Source organism: Paraburkholderia sp. BL6665CI2N2 (assembly GCF_004366535.1).
Taxonomy (GTDB): Bacteria; Pseudomonadota; Gammaproteobacteria; order Burkholderiales; family Burkholderiaceae; genus Paraburkholderia.
Genome location: NZ_SORC01000001.1, coordinates 3,903,263 through 3,921,817, shown reverse-complemented (window position 1 = coordinate 3,921,817; position 18,555 = coordinate 3,903,263). Strand labels below are relative to the sequence as shown.

General features: G+C 62.5%; 13 protein-coding genes and 4 tRNA genes. 11 read left to right on the top strand and 6 right to left on the bottom strand.

The features are described from left to right. The first annotated feature begins 94 nt into the window (after positions 1–94). A tRNA-Ser gene (locus B0G81_RS17480) sits at positions 95–188 on the top strand. A 149-nt stretch (positions 189–337) separates the two neighbouring features. Here B0G81_RS17480 and B0G81_RS17475 read toward each other — a convergent pair. The 4 genes from B0G81_RS17475 to B0G81_RS17460 form a co-directional block, all read right to left on the bottom strand. Next, entirely contained in the window at positions 338–1,249 is a 912-nt protein-coding gene (locus tag B0G81_RS17475; protein ID WP_134137795.1) for an amidohydrolase family protein, read from the bottom strand. A 158-nt stretch (positions 1,250–1,407) separates the two neighbouring features. After that, positions 1,408–2,592 (bottom strand): porin, encoded by a 1,185-nt coding sequence (locus tag B0G81_RS17470; protein ID WP_134137794.1) that lies wholly within the window; start codon positions 2,590–2,592, stop codon positions 1,408–1,410. Between the two features lie 63 nt (positions 2,593–2,655). Next, complete coding sequence (locus tag B0G81_RS17465; RefSeq protein ID WP_134137793.1) at positions 2,656–5,079, bottom strand: glycoside hydrolase family 31 protein; 2,424 nt, start codon at positions 5,077–5,079, stop codon at positions 2,656–2,658. 24 nt (positions 5,080–5,103) lie between these two features. Next, the gene (locus B0G81_RS17460) at positions 5,104–6,390 is read right to left on the bottom strand and encodes an MFS transporter (RefSeq protein WP_106279553.1); all 1,287 of its coding nucleotides are present in this window, start codon (positions 6,388–6,390) and stop codon (positions 5,104–5,106) included. Between the two features lie 686 nt (positions 6,391–7,076). On the opposite strand from B0G81_RS17460, the gene B0G81_RS17455 reads away from it, so the two are divergent. After that, a complete protein-coding gene (locus B0G81_RS17455; protein WP_134137792.1) occupies positions 7,077–7,424 on the top strand; it encodes a hypothetical protein in 348 nt (115 codons plus the stop codon). A 155-nt stretch (positions 7,425–7,579) separates the two neighbouring features. Here B0G81_RS17455 and fabI read toward each other — a convergent pair whose 3' ends face one another. After that, entirely contained in the window at positions 7,580–8,371 is a 792-nt protein-coding gene (gene fabI, locus B0G81_RS17450) for an enoyl-ACP reductase FabI (RefSeq protein WP_134137791.1), read from the bottom strand. A 246-nt stretch (positions 8,372–8,617) separates the two neighbouring features. Here fabI and B0G81_RS17445 point away from each other — a divergent pair, with 246 nt between their 5' ends. From B0G81_RS17445 to B0G81_RS17425, 5 genes are all read left to right on the top strand, one after another. Beyond that, complete coding sequence (locus tag B0G81_RS17445) at positions 8,618–10,459, top strand: extracellular solute-binding protein (RefSeq protein WP_243856512.1); 1,842 nt, start codon at positions 8,618–8,620, stop codon at positions 10,457–10,459. A 35-nt stretch (positions 10,460–10,494) separates the two neighbouring features. Beyond that, positions 10,495–11,532, top strand: a complete 1,038-nt coding sequence (locus B0G81_RS17440; RefSeq protein ID WP_134137789.1) for an ABC transporter permease subunit — start codon at positions 10,495–10,497, stop codon at positions 11,530–11,532. After that, positions 11,532–12,638, top strand: coding sequence for an ABC transporter permease (locus B0G81_RS17435; protein WP_106279563.1), 1,107 nt, complete (start codon positions 11,532–11,534; stop codon positions 12,636–12,638). Before B0G81_RS17440 ends, B0G81_RS17435 begins: the two co-directional genes overlap by 1 nt. Beyond that, positions 12,635–14,269 carry a dipeptide ABC transporter ATP-binding protein gene (locus B0G81_RS17430; RefSeq protein WP_134137788.1) on the top strand — a complete coding sequence of 545 codons (1,635 nt, stop codon included), beginning with the start codon at positions 12,635–12,637 and terminating at the stop codon, positions 14,267–14,269. Before B0G81_RS17435 ends, B0G81_RS17430 begins: the two co-directional genes overlap by 4 nt. 137 nt (positions 14,270–14,406) lie before the next feature. Beyond that, positions 14,407–15,072, top strand: coding sequence for a C40 family peptidase (locus B0G81_RS17425; RefSeq protein ID WP_121307615.1), 666 nt, complete (start codon positions 14,407–14,409; stop codon positions 15,070–15,072). A gap of 115 nt (positions 15,073–15,187) precedes the next feature. Here B0G81_RS17425 and B0G81_RS17420 read toward each other — a convergent pair whose 3' ends face one another. Next, positions 15,188–16,135 carry a patatin-like phospholipase family protein gene (locus B0G81_RS17420; RefSeq protein WP_134137787.1) on the bottom strand — a complete coding sequence of 316 codons (948 nt, stop codon included), beginning with the start codon at positions 16,133–16,135 and terminating at the stop codon, positions 15,188–15,190. Positions 16,136–16,541: 406 nt separating this feature from the next. On the opposite strand from B0G81_RS17420, the gene gltX reads away from it, so the two are divergent. The 4 genes from gltX to B0G81_RS17400 all read left to right on the top strand — a co-directional run bounded on the left by gltX (position 16,542) and on the right by B0G81_RS17400 (position 18,554). Then, positions 16,542–17,951: a glutamate--tRNA ligase gene (gene gltX, locus B0G81_RS17415; protein ID WP_134137786.1), complete on the top strand. Its 1,410-nt coding sequence runs from the start codon at positions 16,542–16,544 to the stop codon at positions 17,949–17,951. Between the two features lie 122 nt (positions 17,952–18,073). Then, positions 18,074–18,149, top strand: a tRNA-Ala gene (locus tag B0G81_RS17410). A gap of 155 nt (positions 18,150–18,304) precedes the next feature. After that, positions 18,305–18,380: transfer RNA gene (locus tag B0G81_RS17405), tRNA-Glu, on the top strand. A 97-nt stretch (positions 18,381–18,477) separates the two neighbouring features. Next, a tRNA-Asp gene (locus B0G81_RS17400) sits at positions 18,478–18,554 on the top strand. Position 18,555 lies beyond the last annotated feature (1 nt).

Genomic DNA, 18,555 nt, shown 5'->3' with positions numbered 1-18,555 from the left:
GCACAAAAACTGTCCGCCAGACATTGACCTTCGCGGTTCGGCCCGCTATTATCTTGGCTTCGTCGCGCTGACTCCCTGCGCGACCGAAAGTTTGGGAGACGTGGCCGAGAGGTCGAAGGCACTCCCCTGCTAAGGGAGCATCTGGGCCAAAACCTGGATCGAGGGTTCGAATCCCTCCGTCTCCGCCAGAAGTGGTAGAGAGAACCCCGCAGAGTCTAGGCTCTGCGGGGTTTTTGTTTTTTTGGGGTGTTGCAGTTCGAACGGATCAGCACGACAACGGGTCGCTTCACCCGCGTTCGCAGCGGTACGCGCAGTCCGGTTCTCCCGCAACCAACATTTAGCTCAGCTTGTAAATCGCCGCAGCCGTGTCATGCAGAAGCCCTCGCTGCTCCGAAACACTGAATCCCGCTATCACCTCAAAGTACGCGCGATACAGCTTTTCGAAGCTGCAGGCCAGCTTGCTTATCGGCATATGACTGGCAAACATGCATCGATCGGGGCCGAAGACTTCAATGGTTTCCAGTATCCAGGGCCGGACCTGAGCGACCGTCCAATGAATGCCGAAGATGCACTCCAGCCCGAATATTTTCACTGCCACATTGGGACACGCGCTCACCGCGTTCATTTCACGTTTCCACGCTGCCTGGCCTTCGCTGGTCAGGTCAAGTGGCCAGCCCATGACGGGCAGCACGAACTGAGTGTCGGGAAACGCGGTCGCCAGCGAAGCAAGTTGGGGCAGTTGCGGCGCGAACATTTCCAGTTCGCAAATCACGCCACGTCCCCGCAGCGACGCGAGGCCGCGTCGCCATGCCTGGTCCGACATGAGGTCCGGCCTCGGCGCATAGCGAAGCAGCGGGTTCGCCGGATGCCAGCCCAGATGCTGGCGAACACAACGGATCCGTTGCGCTGACGAATACGCGTCTAGCGTGGCCGGCAGATCAGGACTTGAAAAATCGACCAGAGCGATGATGCCGTCAGGGCGTCGAGTCGCGTTCGCCAGTTCCTGTGCCCAGCCTGCCTCGCCCACCGGATCGGTCGACATAAATTCCGCCCAGACTGTGCCGACGACATTTAACGCGCTCGTGTCGCGCGCGTAGTCGTCGGGTAAGTAGATGCGGGGGAGCGCACCGTAGTCGCCGACGAGCGCTTCGAAGCCTTCGCTGCGCGTCGCGAACACGGGGTAATGGAAGCGTCGGGCGTCGTAGAAGTGTTGGTGACAGTCAAGGATCGGCAGCGCGGCGCAGTCCATCGTCCAGGTCTCCGTACGAGAGCCGGCACTGAAGCACAGTGCCTGTCCAGCGAGGTTAGCACGAGTCGCTTCCGCGTCCCGCGAAGTCCCTCGGCGTGTTCCTGCAGCCGATTCTCTTCGCGGGTTCACCATTGCTTAATTGACCCTTCAGGTCGCCCTCAAAACGCGTGCCTCAACCCCACCATCCCGACAAACTGCGAAGGTCCCGACGACGGCGTCGTATTCTGCGAATCCCCGACCACGGCCACCGCGTCGGTGATGCTCGTGGCGCCGCCCGCCGCGATCAGCGTCTTGCCGCGCGCGAGCTGATACGCTTCCAGCGCGTACAACGTGGTGCGCGCCGAGAGGTTATAGGTCTGCTCCAGCGAAATCTGGTGATAGTGCGCCGGATCGCTCATGCCATTCGCCTTGCTCGCGCGCGTATAGCTGTAGCCGGCGCCGACGATCACCGCCGGCGTAATCCGATACGTCGAAATCACGCCGTACGTGTTGAATACCGCTTTGCCGGCAAATAGCGAACCGGAGCCCGGCGCATACTGCACGTTCGAATAGTTGACGCCGACCATCAGGTCCCGCAGGTTATAACGAGCGGCCGCGGCGAACAGTTGCGCGCTGCGTGCCGTCGCATAACCGCTATTCACCGGAGAGTTGATGGCGAAGGTGCCGAGCGCCGCGCTCGTCGCAATGTCTTTCAGCTTGACATAGCCCGCCGCGACCGCGAACGGCTTGTAGTCGTAGCGAAACGCCGCGCTGAAATTGCTGCCGTTGGCCACGCTGCCCGGCACGCCGCCCAAGCCGTATTGCGCGCTAAATTGCAGGCCGGCGATGTTCGGCGATAGATAGGTTACCGAATTATTGAAGCGCAGCGTGGTGTCGAGCGCATCGACATCGCCTGGGTGCGCGCCGGTTGCGCCGGTCAGCACGCCGGTCGGCCCCAGTGCGCCGACCATCTGGAAGTAGGGGGTGTATTGACGGCCGAGCGTGAAGGTCCCGTACCGGTCGTTGCTCAGCCCGACATAGGCCTGCCGATTGAATAGGAAACCCGCGCTGCTCTGCGCGCCCGTCAGCGAGTTGAAGCCGCTCTCCAGCCGGAAAATCGCTTTCGTGCCGCCGCCGATGTCTTCCGAACCGAGCAAGCCGAACTTGCTCGCCTGCAGGTTGCCCTGACTCATGTAGAAGTTGGCGTGACCGCGCTGATTGCTGACATAGGTGAACGCGTTATCGACGACACCGTACAACGTGACGCTGCTTTGCGCCGCCGCGTCGCTCGACAGCGCGGCGCCCGCGAACGGCAGGCACGAGAGGACGAGTGCGCGCGTACGCGCACGCTTGAATGAGTTCATCGCTTGCAGGTCTCCGGATTAGATGAGCGGCCTGAGTGCTTCAGGCCGGTGATGCGGGCTTGTTTAGTGGGCCATGGAAATCGTCAGGCAGCGCCAGCCGTCGGCGGTGTGATCGGCCACGAGTGCGCCGCCGATGCATTCGACCGCGCGCGCTTCGTCCTTCGGCACAAAGATCCGGACTTCGCGCTGCGGCTGCGGCATCCAGCCTTCGCGTTCGACTGAAACGCGCAAGGTGCTCGCGTCACCGGTCAGCGTGATGTGCCAGCGGCCTTGCGCGCCTTCGCGCCAGGCTTCGCTCTCGCCGTCGTCTTCGACGCAGCCGCCGCGCGTGGTGCCAACGCCGGCATGCGGCACGGCGATGAACGCGCGTTCGTCGGCGGGGCGGCCGAAGTGTTGTTCAGCCACGTTCAATGGAATCACGCTGCCCTCGCGCAGCAGGATCACCGGCTGCTCGTACGGCGCGGGCAGGTTCACGGTCTGGCCGCCGTCGAACGTTTCGCCGCCCCAGTACGCCACCCAGCGCGAGCCGGACGGCAGATACACGTCACGCGTCGACTGGCCCGCGTCGACCACCGGCGCGACCAGCATCGAGGAGCCGAGCATCATGTCGTCGCCGTCGACGAGGCAGCGCGGGTCGCGGGGAAACTCGGCGAACATCGGGCGCAAGACGGGTTCGTAGGCACTGTGCGACTGCCAGAGCAACTCGTACAGGTAAGGAATGAAGCGGTAGCGCAGTTTGATCAGCGCGGCAACCTGCCGCGTGACTTCGGGGTACATCCACGGTTCGTTGACGGTGCCGTCGTCGTTCCACGAATGAATGCTGAAGCGCGGCAGGAAGATGCCGAACGCGACCCAGCGCGCGAACAGTTCCGGGCCCGGCGCCGGGCCGGAGAATCCGCCGATGTCGTGGCCGCTGTTGGAGATGCCGGACATGGCGAGGCCGAGGCCCATCTTCAGATTGAAGCGCAGCGTTTCCCACGACGTGTAATTGTCGCCGGACCAGGTCTGCACATAGCGATGCATGCCGACGCCGCCCGAACGCGACACGAGAAAGGGCCGCTTCTCAGGCGCGTGCTCGCGCTGCGCGTCGTGCGACGCGCGCATCATCAATTGCGTTTGCAGCACCTTGGCCTCGCGCGCCGGATACGCCGCGCCGAAGCCGCGTGCGATCGCGTCGGGCGACCAGATCTCGAATTCGTTGTTGTCGTTCCACGTGGCCGCGATGCCGTGCTTCAGGAGACTGTCCTTGACGCGCGCCTTCCACCAGTCGATGGTGTCGGGATTCGTGAAATCCAGATACGCGCCGACTTCGTCCCAGAACTGCACCCAGGCAGGATTGCCGTCACGCGACTCGATCAGCAGGCCGGCTCGGGCAACGTCCGCGAACGCGGGATGGTCTTGCAGCAAGCAAGGTTTGATGTTCGCGCACAGACGCACGCCGTGGTCGAGATAGCTCTGCACGAAGCAGTCGATATCTGGAAACTTCTCGTGATTCCAGTTGAACACGTAGCGCTTCGCGCCAATCGACGTGTAGCCCGACGACAGATGGAATGAATCGCACAGCACGTCGTGTTCGCCGCATCGTTCGATGAATTCGCCCATGCGTTGCTGCGCGTCGGGCGCATCGGTGTAGCTCATCGTCGAACCGGAATAGCCGAGTCCCCACTTCGGCATCCACGCCGGCCGTCCGGTCAGCCATGTAAAACGACGCACCGCCTGCAGGGGCGTGCCCGCCGACGCGATGAAGTAATAGTCGAGATCGCCATGCTCGGCGACGAAGTGGCGGTAGTGGCCGTGATAGTTGTCCAGTTCGCGGCCCATGTCGAAGCGGCAATCGGCGAGCGTGTCGTAGAAAAGTCCGAAGCCCGTCGACGTCTGCGGCTGCCAGGTCACGTAGAACGGGATGTGCTTGTAGAGCGGATCGGTGGTGCGCGCGCTGTAGCCCATCGCGTCGATATTGCGCATCTCGTAGCTTTGCTGCGCGCGATCCAGCGAACCGGCGCGCTCGCCGAGGCCGACATTCATTTCGTCCCGGCGCCGCTCGATGTAGTGATACACGCGCTCGTCCCACCAGCCGAAGTTATACGCCTGCGTCTTGCGATCGCTCATCACGCGCTGCCATGCGTCGTCGTGCAGGATGTCCCAGGCGCAGAAGCCGCCGTCGAGCGTGACCGTCAGGCGGATGCGCGCCGTTTCGATCACCACCTGTTGCGCGTCGCTCGACACCTCGAACGGCGGCGGCGTGAAGCCGCTCAGGTCGCGCCGCTCGCGCCCTTCGAGCGCGACGTCGTCTTCGCCCGGCGCAATGGACCAGGTGCGCGGCCCGTGCAGTTCGCCATCAGGCAGCACGAGCACGCGGATGATGTCTTCGGCGAGCACGAACAGTTCGATCCGGCACTGCGCCTGCGCGGCGAGAACGATGTGATTGCCGGTCTGTGTCGACAGCGAGAAGCGCGGCGGGTGCTTCAGATTCGTCGGTGAATGCATGATGTGTCTTCGATTCGATTGAGGTCACGCAGCGGGGCTGGCGCTGCTATCGGTTTGATGCGGACGCGCGTCGCGGGTCACGCCGCGCATCAGGATGATCAGCAGCGTGGCGCCGATCAGATCGAAAGCGCCGAGCGCGCCGAAGAGCGGCGTGTAGCCGATCGAATCGGCAAGGGCGCCCACCAGCAGCGAAAAGCCGAGGCCGCCGATCCACGCGGACATGCCCGCAAAACCGGCGACAGTGCCGACTTCGCTGGGATCGAACACGTCGGCTGCGAGCGTATTCACGAGCGCCGAGATCATCTGGTGCGCGAAGCCGCCCACGCAGAAGAGCGCAATGGCCTGATACGGCGACGCGACGAGACCGATGCACGCGGGCCCGAGCATCATGAGCGCGCCGAGCACGACGCCCGCGATGCGCGACCAGATCAGCGGCACACGCAGATGCTTCATCAGGAAAGGCGACAGGTAACCGCCGAACAAGCCGCCCAGATCGGCGGCGAGAAAGGGCAGCCACGCGAACATCGCGATCTGCTTCAGATCCATATGGCGTTGCGTGGCGAGATACAGGGGAATCCAGAAGCTGAATGTCTGCCAGGCCGGTTCGGCGAAGAAACGCGCCTGAGCGATCGCCCAGAAGCGGCGCGTGCGCAGCACTTCGCGGATGCTGCGCCGCTGCGGCGCGCCCGGCGTCTGGCCGCCGACAATCGTCTCGCGCTCCGCCTCGCTGATGCGGGCGTGCTCAGTCGGCGATCGGTACAGCAGATACCAGGCAGCGGCCCAGACGAAGCCGAGTGCGCCGGTCACGGCAAAGGCGCTTTGCCAGCCGTATCGCAACGAGAGAAACACGACAAGCGGGGGAGCGAGCAGCGAACCCAGCGAGGTGCCCGCATTGAAGTAGCCGACCGCGACGGACTTCTCGCGATTGGGAAACCATTCGGCGACCACCTTCATGCCGGCCGGAATGGCGACGGCCTCGGTCAGGCCCATGAGTCCGCGCAAAGCCGCGAGCGAAAGCCAGCCGCTCGCGAAGCCGTGCAGCACGCCTGTCAGCGACCACAGGCAGGCGAATAGCGCAAAGCCGAGCCGCAACCCGATCAGGTCGATGATCAGCCCGCAGATGGGCTGCATGATCGTGTAGCCGACCTGAAAGGCGCCCACTACGTACGAGTATTGCTGCGTGCTCATGTGCAGCAACTTCATCAACTCCGGCGCCATCACGCCGAGTGCGTTGCGCGACAGGTAGTTGACGATCGTCCCGAGACACACGAGCGCAATGATCCACCAGCGCAAACCAATGATTGTTTTCAAAATCTGTCTCCGTACGCGAAGTGTTCGGTGGCTGGCCGTTGGGAAAGCGGCTATGCGCGAATTCGAACATTTATCTTCGTTTAGTGTCAGTCATCGTATCACTGATATCGCTGCAGAATACTAGGGAAAACCATGCATTGTGGTGGATTTATGCGGGAAAGTGCAATGAAACGGGTCTTTGGGTGATACGCGACCAGCTAGATGTCGGACGACCGGCTACTTGTTGATTTTTCTGTCAATGTTCTTTCGAACATCGAATGTTCGTTTTGCGCATGGACGCAAAATGACGGATTGCTCGGCGTGTTTGCGGTGGCGACGGCGTGTCGATGCCGTCAACTTGTCTTGCCGTAGGAACCGGCTCGACTGCCGTCTCGAAATCGGCAGCACTCGAACCGTGCCAGGCGGATCGGGATGTCTCTGTGTCGAGGCAGGGCAGGGCATTGAGGAAATTAGTAATTCGTTATCCTACGGAATTCGTCCGCGCTGCGAACAGAGCCGCCTCGCGTTGCGCCCGCTCCGTTTACAACGCCACCGTCTTTTCACCAAAAGCATGTCCGATGTAACGAGACGTAACCGCGCGACGATGCGTGCGATGTTATGCATCAGTTATTACAAAGTTGAAATACGCGGTGCGGCGCCTTGCGCTATATTTCCGCCAACAACACATTCTTCTAAAAGGGTGATCGATGAAGTCCGCTCGTCTTGTTCCACTTTTGATCGGGGTTTTCGCACTGGGTGCGTCGGGTGCCGCAACGGCCGGCGGTGTCAACATCGGCGTCAACATCGGTATTCCCGCGCCGGTCTACGTCGCGCCGGCACCGGTATACGCACCGCCGCCGCCTCCTCCTCCGCCGGTCATTTATCAACCGGCACCCGTGTACTACGGCGGCCCGGCCGTCGTGATCGGCTGGCACGGCGACCGCTACTGGGACGGCCGCCGCTACTGGGCGCGCGACGACTGGTATCGTCATCATCCCCCGGGCCATTACAACTACGGCCGCGACCATTACGACAATCATCGCGGCTGGCACTAAGCGTTCAGGCCGCGGTTGACCGGATCGCGAGGTCAAAGAAAAACCGCCCAGGTGGGCGGTTTTTTCGTTGGGCTTCTGTCATAAGCTCTGCCATCAGCCCGTAAAACGCAGCGACAAGTACGACGCATGACGCGTTCACGCGGAACCTTCGTCGTTCATTCCGCCACGGCGGCCATGCCGCCCACCACCGCGCTAAACCCGCTATCGACGTGCACGATTTCCGCCGTCACACCGGCCGCCAGATCCGATAACAGGAACGCCGCCGTATTCCCGACCTGTCCGATCGTCACGTTGCGCTTGAGCGGCGCGTTCTGTTCGACGAACTCGAGAATCTTGCCGAAGCCCCTGATACCGCTCGCGGCCAGGGTCTTGATCGGACCCGCCGAAATACCGTTGACGCGCACGCCTTTCGCGCCGAGCGAGACCGCGAGATAACGCACGCTCGCTTCGAGCGAAGCCTTGGCAAGGCCCATGGTGTTGTAATTCGGAACCGCGCGCTCGGCGCCGAGATAGCTGAGCGTGAGCAGCGATGCGTCCGGCGTGAACATGGATTGCCCGGCCTTGGCGAGCGCCGGAAAGCTGTACGCGGAGATGTCGTGCGCGATGCGGAAATTTTCGCGCGTCATGCCGTCGAGGAAATCGCCGGCAATCGCTTCGCGCGGTGCAAAGCCGATCGAATGGACGAGGCCGTCGAGGCCGTCCCAGCGCTGCCGGAGCGAGACGAAGAGGGCGTCGATCTGGGCGTCGTCGGCGACGTCGCAGGGGAATATGAGGTCGCTGCCGAACTCGTGGGCGAATTCGGTGATGCGGTCCTTGAAGCGCTCGCCGACATAGGTGAACGCCAACTCGGCGCCTTCACGCTTGCAGGCTTGCGCGATGCCGTAGGCAATCGAACGATTCGACAGCAAGCCGGTCAGCAGGATACGTTTGCCAGCGAGGAAGCCCATGAAATCTCCTGATCGGATCGGCGCACCGCGCACGTCGACACCATGCGCGACGGACGTGCGGATCGCGCGGGTTTATTGGGTAGAATTCTCTCACATTGCACTTGCCCACTGACCATCAAGGCCCCCATGACAACTGGCTCGCGACGGGTTCCAACGCCTCGTGCACTTCGGTGCAGCGCGATTCACCAACCCTCGCGTGACGGCCTTGCATTTGCGCCGCGTTCCTGGCGCTCCGTCCGCGCCGCGATGTTGTGCGGCGTGCTGGCTGTGGCCGGTTTGCTGGTGGCGCCACGGGCGCACGCGGTCTACGCGATCGCGCAATACGGCGCACCGAAATATCCGGCGGATTTCAAGCACTTCGACTACGTCAATCCCGATGCGCCGAAGGGCGGCACGCTGGTGCTCGCCAATCCGAGCCGCCTCACCAGCTTCGACAAATTCAATCCGTTCACACTGCGCGGCAATACGGCGCCCGGTGTCGACCTGATTTTCGAAAGCCTCACCGTCGGCAGCAGCGATGAAGTGGCAACCGCCTACGGGCTGCTCGCCGACGACATCAACGTCGCGCCGGATGGCTTGTCGGTGACGTTCCACATCAATCCGCGCGCACGGTTTTCGAACGGCGATCCGGTCACCGCCGACGACGTCAAGTTCTCGCTCGACACGCTCAAAAGCCCACAGGCCGCGCCGCAATTCGCGTCGATCTTCGGCGAAATCACGCGCGCGGTGGTGGTCGATCCGCATACGATCCGCTTCGAGTTTCACCAGCGCAATCGCGAGCTGCCCTTGCTCGCGGGCGGCATACCGGTGTTCTCGCGCAAGTGGGGAATGAAGCCGGACGGCAGCCGTATTCCATTCGACCAGCTTGCGTTCGAAAAGCCGATCGGCAGCGGGCCTTATCTGATCGAGCAATACGACAACGGCCGCACGATTACCTACCGGCGCGACCCGAATTACTGGGGCGCGGCGCTGCCGGTGCGCGTCGGCATGAATAACTTCGATCGCGTCGTCTACAAGCTGTATTTGGATAACACGGCGCGCCTGGAGGCGTTCAAGGCGGGCGAGTACGACGCACTGGTCGAGTACGTCGCGCGCAATTGGGTACGGCGTGACGTCGGCAAGAAATTCGATAGCGGCGAACTGATCAAGCAGGTGTTCCCGCAACATAACGGCACCGGCATGCAGGGCTTTATGCTGAACACGCGGCGGCCGCTGTTTCAGGACGTTCGTGTGCGCAAGGCACTCGATCTCGCGCTCGACTTTCAATGGCTCAATCGCCAGTTGTTCTTCAATCAGTACACGCGTATCGACAGTTTCTTCGCCAACACCGATCTGCAGGCGAAGGGTCTGCCTTCTCCGGGCGAGTTGGCCTTGCTCGAGCCGTGGCGCGCGAAGCTCGACCCGGCGGTGTTCGGTCCGCCGCCGAAGCAGCCGGATACCGATCCGCCCGGCTCGCTGCGTGCCAATCTGCTGGAAGCGCGCGCGCTGTTGCAGCAGGCCGGCTGGACCTATCGTGACGGCGCATTGCGCAACGCCAAGGGCGAGCCGTTCCGCTTCGAGATTCTCGACGACTCCGGCTCGTCCGCGCAAATGGAGCCGATCGTCGCCACCTTCATCCGCAATCTGCAGAAGCTGGGCATCCAGGCCACGTTTCGCGTGTCGGATTTCGCGGTCTATCAGAAGCGTCTGGACGCCTTCGATTTCGACACCACCACGATCCGCATGCCGGACGTGCAGGTGCCCGGCTCCGAGCAGATCGAACGATTCGGCAGCAAGGCCGCCGATACGCAGGGGTCGAATAACATGATCGGGCTGAAGTCGCCTGTGGTGGATGCGATCCTGAGGGCGCTCGTGCGTGCGCAAACGCGCGAGCAACTGGTCGACGCCACGCATGCGCTCGACCGTGTGCTGATGCATGGCTACTATGTCGTGCCGCATTGGTACAGCGCCACGCACCGCGTGGCGTTCAAGCGCGGTCTTGCGTGGCCCAAAACGCTGCCTCTGTACTATACGGCGGAAGGCTGGATTACATCGATGTGGTGGTTCGCGCAGCCACCATCGCAGCCGCAGCCGCCGGCGCAACCTTAAGCGCGCCAACGCGTCATTTATTCGGAAACGCCGCCATGTGGAGCTACATCCTCAAACGCCTCCTGCTAATGATCCCGACCTTGCTCGGCGTGCTGACGCTGACCTTCGTCGTGATCCAGTTCGTTCCCGGCGGCCCGGTCGAGCAGATGCAGCACGAGTTGCGCAAAGGCGCGGAAAGCGGCGCGCCGTTCGGTCTGCGCGCGCACAACGGCGTCGACGCGCAGCAGATCGCGCAACTCAAAGCGCTCTACGGGTTCGACAAACCGCCGCTCGAACGCTACGTGCTGATGCTCAAGCGCTTCTCGACTTTCGATCTCGGCCAGAGTTATTTCCGCCATCAAAGCGTGTGGTCGCTGATCGTGTCCAAACTGCCGGTGTCGATCAGCATCGGTTTATGGACGTTCTTTCTGACGTATCTGATATCGGTGCCGCTCGGCATTGCGAAGGCGGTGCGCAACGGCTCGCGCTTCGATGTCGCGACAAGCCTCGTGGTGCTGGTCGGCTACGCGATTCCGGGCTTCGTGCTGGGCGTATTGCTGCTCGTGCTGTTCGGCGGCGGCACGTTCCTGCAACTGTTCCCGCTGCGCAATCTCACTTCGGACAACTGGGCGCAATTGAGCGTGGCGGGCAAGATTCTCGACTATCTGTGGCATATCGCGTTGCCGATCACGGCCTCGGTGGTAGGCAGTTTCGCCGTCGTTACTATGCTGACGAAAAACGCTTTTCTCGACGAGATCCGCAAGCAATACGTGCTGACTGCGCGTGCCAAAGGTTTGTCGGAAAAGCGCGTGCTGTGGAAACACGTGTTTCGCAATGCGCTGTTGCCGCTGATCGTCGGCTTTCCGGCCGCGTTTATCGGCGCGTTCTTTACCGGCAGTCTGCTGATCGAAACGCTGTTTTCGCTCGACGGCCTCGGGCTGCTGTCGTACGAATCGGTGGTGCGGCGCGACTATCCGGTCGTGCTCGGCACGTTGTATCTGTTCACGCTGATCGGACTCGCGACCAAGCTGATTTCCGATCTTTGCTATGTGTGGGTCGATCCCCGCATCCAATTCGAACAACTGGAGCGCTGATGAATCGAGCCCGTCTTTCCGCCGATGCGTCGGCGCGCTCCGAACCGGCGCGCGCGTTCGTCTCGCCGTCGCCGGCGCGCCGTGTGTGGCAGCGTTTTCGCCAGCAGCGTCTGGGCTACTGGAGCCTGATCGTGTTCGTCGTGGCGTTCGCGGCGAGCCTCGCCGGACCGCTGTGGTCGAACGACAAACCGCTCGTGGTGCGCTACGACGGCAGCCTGTATTTTCCGATGTTCAAGACTTACGCCGAGACAACCTTCGGCGGCGACTTCCCGACGCCGGCCGATTATCTCGACCCGTATATCAAGCATCGTTTCGACGCGCCAGGCAATTTCGCCGTGTATCCGCCGAATCGCTACTACTACGACACGCTGAATTACTTTTCGAAAGCGCCGAATCCGGCGCCGCCGTCGCGCGAGAACTGGCTCGGCACCGACGACCGCGGCCGCGACCTGTTTGCGCGTTTGCTTTACGGCTTCCGGGTGTCGGTGGAATTCGGGCTGGTGCTGACGCTGATCGGCACGATACTGGGCATCGCCGCGGGCGCCGTGCAGGGTTATTTCGGAGGACGTATCGATATCATCGGGCAGCGTTTGATCGAAATCTGGAGCGCGATGCCCGAGCTTTATCTGCTGATCATCTTTTCGTCGATCTTCGAGCCGGGCTTCATTCTGCTGATCGTACTGCTCTCGTTGTTCGGCTGGATCGGTTTGTCCGATTACGTGCGCGCCGAATTCCTGCGCAATCGTCACCAGGACTACGTGCGGGCGGCACGTGCGATGGGGCTGTCGAACTGGCAGATCATGTGGCGGCATGTGCTGCCCAATAGCCTCACGCCGGTGATCACGTTCCTGCCGTTTCGCATGAGCGGCGCCATTCTCGCGCTGACGAGCCTCGACTTTCTCGGCCTGGGCGTGCCGTCGCCGACACCGAGCCTCGGCGAACTGCTCGCGCAAGGCAAGGCGAATCTCGACGCGTGGTGGATTTCGCTGTCCACCTTCGGTGTGCTGGTGGCGATGCTGTTGCTATTGACCTTCATGGGCGACGCGCTGCGCAACGCGCTCGATACCCGTATCTCCGATGCGATGCGCGCCGGAGGCAATCAATGAGCGCGAATTTGCAAAGCAACGCGACATCGGCCGCGACACCGCCGCTGCTGGAACTCGACCATTTGCACGTGCGCTTCGGCGACACCGTCGCGGTGAGCGACGTGACGCTCGCGATTCAGCGCGGCGAGCGCGTGGCATTGGTCGGTGAATCGGGTTCGGGCAAGAGCGTGACCGCGCTGTCGATCCTGCGGCTGCTGAGCGACGCGCAGGTCAGCGGCTCGATCCGTTTCGATGGCGAGGATCTGCTCGGCAGAACCGAGCGCGAGATGCGCGGCCTGCGCGGCTCGGACATCGCGATGATCTTTCAGGAGCCGATGACCGCGCTCAATCCGCTCTACACGGTCGGCGACCAGATCGCGGAAACCATCGTCGTGCATGACGGCGTGAGCGCAAACGAAGCGCGCAAGCGCGCCGTGGCGCTGCTGGGACGCACGGGTATCGCCGAGCCGGGCAAGCGCGTGAACAGCTATCCGCATCAGCTTTCAGGCGGCCAGCGCCAACGCGCGATGATCGCGATGGCGCTGGCGTGCCGTCCGCGCCTCCTGCTCGCCGACGAGCCGACCACGGCGCTCGACGTGACGATCCGCGCGCAGATCGTCGACCTGCTGCTGGAACTGCAACGCGACGAAGCGGACAAACGTGGCATGGCCGTGCTGCTGATCACGCACGACCTGAATCTGGTGCGCCATTTCGCGCAACGCATCGCGGTGATGGAGAAGGGCGTGCTGGTGGAGAGCGGGCCGGTCGAACAGGTGTTCGGGTCGCCGCAGCATCCGTACACGCAACGTCTGCTGGCGAGCCGCCCGGAACGCACGGTGGTGCCGGTGCTGCCGATTTCGCCGGTGTTGCTCGAAGCGCGCGGAATCTCGGTCGCCTTCAAAACGAAGCTGCCGGGCTTCAGCGGCTGGTTCCGCTCGGGACGGTTTCGCGCGGTCGCGGACGCGAACGTGTCGGTGCGGCAGGGCGAGACACTCGGGATCGTCGGCGAATCCGGTTCGGGCAAGTCGACGCTCGCGATGGCCTTGCTCGGCCTGCAACGCACCGTGCACGGCGAGATCGAGTTTCAGGGCAGGGCGCTCGACAGCTATCGTGGCGCCGAACAGACCGCCTTGCGGTCGAACATGCAGGTTGTCTTCCAGGACCCGTTTAGTTCGCTTTCGCCGCGGCAGACCATCGAGCGGATCGTCGGCGAAGGGCTCGCGCTGCACCGGCCGGCCATGACGCCGCAAGCGCGCCGCGACAAGGTGATCTCGGTGCTGCGCGAGGTCGGCCTCGACCGCACGGTGCTGCAACGCTATCCGCACGAATTCTCCGGCGGGCAGCGTCAGCGGATCGCGATTGCGCGCGCCCTGGTGCTCGAACCACGCATTCTGATCCTCGACGAACCGACCTCCGCGCTCGATGTCTCCATTCAACAGCAGGTTCTGAAACTGCTCGCAGGGTTGCAACGGAAGTACAACCTCGGCTTCGTTTTTATTAGCCACGACTTAGCGGTGATCGGGGCAATGGCGCATCGTGTCGCGGTCATGCAAAACGGTTCGATTGTCGAAAGCGGCGAGGTTGAGGAGATTTTTGCGACACCCGCCCACCCGTACACCCGAAAGCTGCTGAAAGCAGCGCTGGACCATTGATTTACCGCTTTTTCACCAATTGGGTGCGCCTCTCGATTGTATTTTTCTATTTGTTTTGACATGTGAATACTTACTGGCTAGTATCGACCAAACTTTTTTCCGTAGACCCCTGATTTTTAGGCAAAAAATACCGACCAATGCAGCACAGAAACCTAACCCAGGCTTGCACGCGCGTCGTCGCCGGGATGTTCATTGGCGTCTTGATGGCAGCAGCTCCCGGCGCGTTCGCCGACGAAGTAAGCAGTTTCAATCAGAATGCCTCATATTCGACCCTCAACGGGTCGAATTCTTTGTCCACCCCCACCTCGCAAGCCACCGCTCCCACTAGCGACAGCGGCGCCAAATCGTTCCTGTCCGGCATGGCCGGCAAAGCGGGCGATGTGGTTGTCGGTGCGCTGAATATGATCGGCGTGCGCTATCGTTGGGGTGGCAACACCCCGGATTCGGGGCTGGATTGCAGCGGCTTCGTGCGCTACGTATTCCAGGACACGCTCGGTATGGCGCTGCCGCGCCGCGCCGAGGAAATGAGCCGTGTTGGTGAAAAGGTTCGCGTGAGCGACCTGAAGCCGGGCGATCTGGTGTTCTTCAACACCATGCGCCGCACGTTCTCGCACGTCGGCATCTATATCGGCGACAACAAGTTCGTGCATTCGCCCTCCACGGGCAGCACGATTCGTGTCGACGACATGGATGACGGCTACTGGGAAAAGCGCTTCACCGGCGCGCGTCGTATCGAGACCTCGTATCAGGAAGGCGAGGATCTGCGCAAGCGCGTGAACGCAACAATCGGCGGCAATCAGTAAGATCGCGCCTGTGGTTCCCGCATAAAAAAAAGCCTGCTTCGAACGAAGCAGGCTTTTTTGCGTTTGAGTGGCGCACGAGGCCGCCGCAGGGCCGCGCGGGTCCGCGCAGGTCCGCCTACGCTGCGGCCCGGCTCGCCGCCAGCTTGCGCTGCAATTCCGGCATCATCTTCGCCACCGCTTCCTCGCCGGCCAGAATCGCCGCGTTGCGCTGCGAGAAATCGCTGCCGCTCATGGCGGCCAGATTGGGGCGGATCACGATGTCGGCGTATTTGTCGAGTTCATAAGCCTTGATCGTCTGGCCCATGATGGTGAAGGTCTGCATCAGCACGTCGAATGAACTGGCCGTGAGGCCGCTTTCCGGGCGCTGCGAGATATCCACCGCGATCACGAAATCCGCGCCCATCTTGCGCGCGAACGACGCCGGCACCGGACTCACCAGCCCGCCGTCCACATACTCGTGGCCGCCGATCCTCACCGGCTCGAAAATCGACGGCACACTGCACGACGCACGCACCGCGATACCGGTATTGCCCCGCTGGAACAGGATCGGCTGGCCGGTTTTCAGATCGGTGGCGACCACGCCGAGCGGCTTGGCCATCTTCTCGATCGGTCGGTTGTTGAGCGTCGTGTTCAGGTAGTTCTGCAGCGCGACGCCTTGCAGAAAGCCGCGTGTGCGAAACGGCATGGCCCAGTCGCTGATCGACGCTTCGTCCATGGTCAATGCGAGCTTGTTCAGCGCGAAGCCGTTCATGCCCGACGCGTACAGCGCGCCCACCACTGATCCGGCGCTGGTGCCGGCCACCAGATCGACCTGAATATTGCGCGCCTCGAGCCCCTTGATCACGCCGATGTGCGCGAAGCCGCGCGCGGCACCGCCGCCCAGCGCGAGCGCGACGCGCAGCGGCCGCTGCGGCTTGTCGAGTGGCGGCGTCGGCGTAACGGGTGTGACGGCGACGGGCGTGCTGTCGGTTTTGCTGCCGGTCGTGGTGCAGGCGGCCAGCACCGCGGAAGCGGCGGCCAGTGAAAAGTTGCGGCGGGCGAGGCTAGGCGATGAGGGCTTCAACGAGTTCTCCAGCAACGGCGCGGGCGACGCAATCGGCGTCGCCGGTGGCCGCGATCAGGCGGATAGTCAGACGGACGGGATCGCCGGCGGCGATTCCATGCGCCGTGGATCTATCTCCGGCCGCAGCGCGCGCACATCATAAAGCAAAGCCCCGCGCGCGCGGCGGCGCGGTAATGAAACGTTGCAGAGGAAGCCCTTGGACGCTACGCCGCGCGGCACGCACGCGCCACCTGGCCGTTCGGACGAGGGCAGGTAAGACGCCTCTCGAAGGTATAATTCGGCTCTCGCATTTAATTCCTTCGTGCCCATGCACGGCGCTGTTTTGCCGAATGGGCGCGCTCCGCTGCCGCGCTTCGCGGGCGATGTCCGCCCCGAGCGCCGGCGCCCGTCTTCCGAGTAACCGCTAATGACCACCTCTGTTCGTACCCGTTTCGCACCGAGTCCCACCGGCTTCATCCACCTCGGCAACATTCGCTCCGCGCTTTATCCGTGGGCGTTCGCGCGCAAGATGAAAGGGACCTTCGTGCTGCGGATCGAGGACACCGACGTGGAGCGCTCCACCTCCGAATCTGTCGATGCCATTCTCGAAGGCATGGCGTGGCTCGGCCTCGATTTCGACGAAGGCCCGTTCTACCAGATGCAGCGCATGGACCGTTACCGCGAAGTGCTCAAGCAGATGCAGGACGCCGGGCTGGTCTACCCGTGCTACATGTCGACGGAAGAACTCGACGCACTGCGCGAGCGTCAACGCGAAGCCGGCGAAAAGCCGCGTTATGACGGCACGTGGCGTCCGGAGCCGGGCAAGGTGCTGCCGCAGCCGCCGGCGGGCGTGCAGCCGGTGCTGCGCTTCCGTAACCCGCTCACCGGCGTGGTGGCGTGGGACGACGCCGTGAAGGGCCGCATCGAGATCTCGAACGAAGAGCTCGACGATCTCGTGATCGCGCGTCCGGACGGCACGCCGACCTACAACTTCTGCGTGGTGGTGGACGATCTGGACATGCGCATCACGCACGTGATTCGCGGCGACGATCACGTCAACAACACGCCGCGGCAGATCAACATTCTGCGCGCGCTCGGCGGCGAGCCGCCGGCCTACGCGCATTTGCCCACCGTGCTGAACGAGCAGGGCGAGAAGATGAGCAAGCGCCACGGCGCGATGAGCGTGGTGGGTTATCGCGACGCCGGTTTCCTGCCCGAGGCGGTGGTCAACTATCTGGCGCGCCTCGGCTGGTCGCATGGCGACGCGGAAATCTTCTCGCGCGAGCAGTTCGTCGAGTGGTTCGATCTGGAGCATCTGGGCAAGTCCCCGGCGCAGTACGACCACGACAAGCTGGCGTGGCTGAATGCGCACTACATCAAGGAAGCGGATAACGCACGCCTCGCCGAGCTGGCCAAGCCGTTCTTCACCGAACTGGGTATCGACGAGGCGGCGCTCGCGCAAGGCGCCGATCTGGTGGCCGTGGTCGGCTTGCTGAAGGACCGTGCGTCGACGGTGAAGGAAATCGCTGAGAACGCCGCGATGTTCTATCGCACGCCGGCGCCGGATGCCGAGTCCGTCGCGCAGCACGTGACCGACGCAGTGCGCCCGGCGCTCGCCGATCTGGCCGCCGCGCTCAAGACCGTGGAATGGACCAAGGAAGCGATCGCCGCGGCATTGAAGGCAACGCTTGGCGCGCACAAGCTGAAGATGCCGCAACTGGCGATGCCGGTGCGTCTGCTGGTGGCGGGCACCACCCATACGCCGTCGATCGACAGCGTGCTGATGCTGTTCGGGCGTGACGTCGTCGTGGGCCGTATCGAAAAAGCGCTGGTCTGAGCGCGTTCGCGCGTGCCTTGAGCGGGTTTGCATGCGGCTTTGGAAAAAAGTCGCATGCAATTGCTCAAAGGGTATTTACAAAGCGCAAATTGGCCTCTAGAATCTCGTTTCTGTTCTGCAAGGGGGGTATAGCTCAGCTGGGAGAGCGCTTGCATGGCATGCAAGAGGTCAGCGGTTCGATCCCGCTTACCTCCACCATCAGAGCAGAGTGAAGTTGTTCCGAAGTGTGGAACCTGTAGCAAAAAAGACTTCACAAACAGCGGTAACGTAGTTAGAATATCGGTCTTTGCTGCTGGCGAAGCAGAAGTTAGCGTGAGTTAGCAGCAAGATAAAGACAAATCTGAAAAGATTATGTCCCCTTCGTCTAGAGGCCTAGGACATCACCCTTTCACGGTGAGTACAGGGGTTCGAATCCCCTAGGGGACGCCAAACATCAGCGTCGCTTTAGTGTTCGATTTATTCGAGTAGTAAGCGGCACAGCTTGCAGAGAGAAAACCAACGCTCGCAAGTCATTGATAGGCAAACTGGAGCGGTAGTTCAGTTGGTTAGAATACCGGCCTGTCACGCCGGGGGTCGCGGGTTCGAGTCCCGTCCGCTCCGCCAG

Excerpts from the sequence above, each read along its gene's own strand:
- B0G81_RS17475 (WP_134137795.1), bottom strand. The coding sequence starts at position 1,249 with ATGGACTGCGCCGCGCTGCCGATCCTTGACTGTCACCAACACTTCTAC.
- B0G81_RS17470 (WP_134137794.1), bottom strand. The coding sequence starts at position 2,592 with ATGAACTCATTCAAGCGTGCGCGTACGCGCGCACTCGTCCTCTCGTGC.
- B0G81_RS17465 (WP_134137793.1), bottom strand. The coding sequence starts at position 5,079 with ATGCATTCACCGACGAATCTGAAGCACCCGCCGCGCTTCTCGCTGTCG.
- B0G81_RS17455 (WP_134137792.1), top strand. The coding sequence starts at position 7,077 with ATGAAGTCCGCTCGTCTTGTTCCACTTTTGATCGGGGTTTTCGCACTG.
- fabI (WP_134137791.1), bottom strand. The coding sequence starts at position 8,371 with ATGGGCTTCCTCGCTGGCAAACGTATCCTGCTGACCGGCTTGCTGTCG.
- B0G81_RS17445 (WP_243856512.1), top strand. The coding sequence starts at position 8,618 with ATGTTGTGCGGCGTGCTGGCTGTGGCCGGTTTGCTGGTGGCGCCACGG.
- B0G81_RS17440 (WP_134137789.1), top strand. The coding sequence starts at position 10,495 with ATGTGGAGCTACATCCTCAAACGCCTCCTGCTAATGATCCCGACCTTG.
- B0G81_RS17435 (WP_106279563.1), top strand. The coding sequence starts at position 11,532 with ATGAATCGAGCCCGTCTTTCCGCCGATGCGTCGGCGCGCTCCGAACCG.
- B0G81_RS17430 (WP_134137788.1), top strand. The coding sequence starts at position 12,635 with ATGAGCGCGAATTTGCAAAGCAACGCGACATCGGCCGCGACACCGCCG.
- B0G81_RS17425 (WP_121307615.1), top strand. The coding sequence starts at position 14,407 with ATGCAGCACAGAAACCTAACCCAGGCTTGCACGCGCGTCGTCGCCGGG.
- gltX (WP_134137786.1), top strand. The coding sequence starts at position 16,542 with ATGACCACCTCTGTTCGTACCCGTTTCGCACCGAGTCCCACCGGCTTC.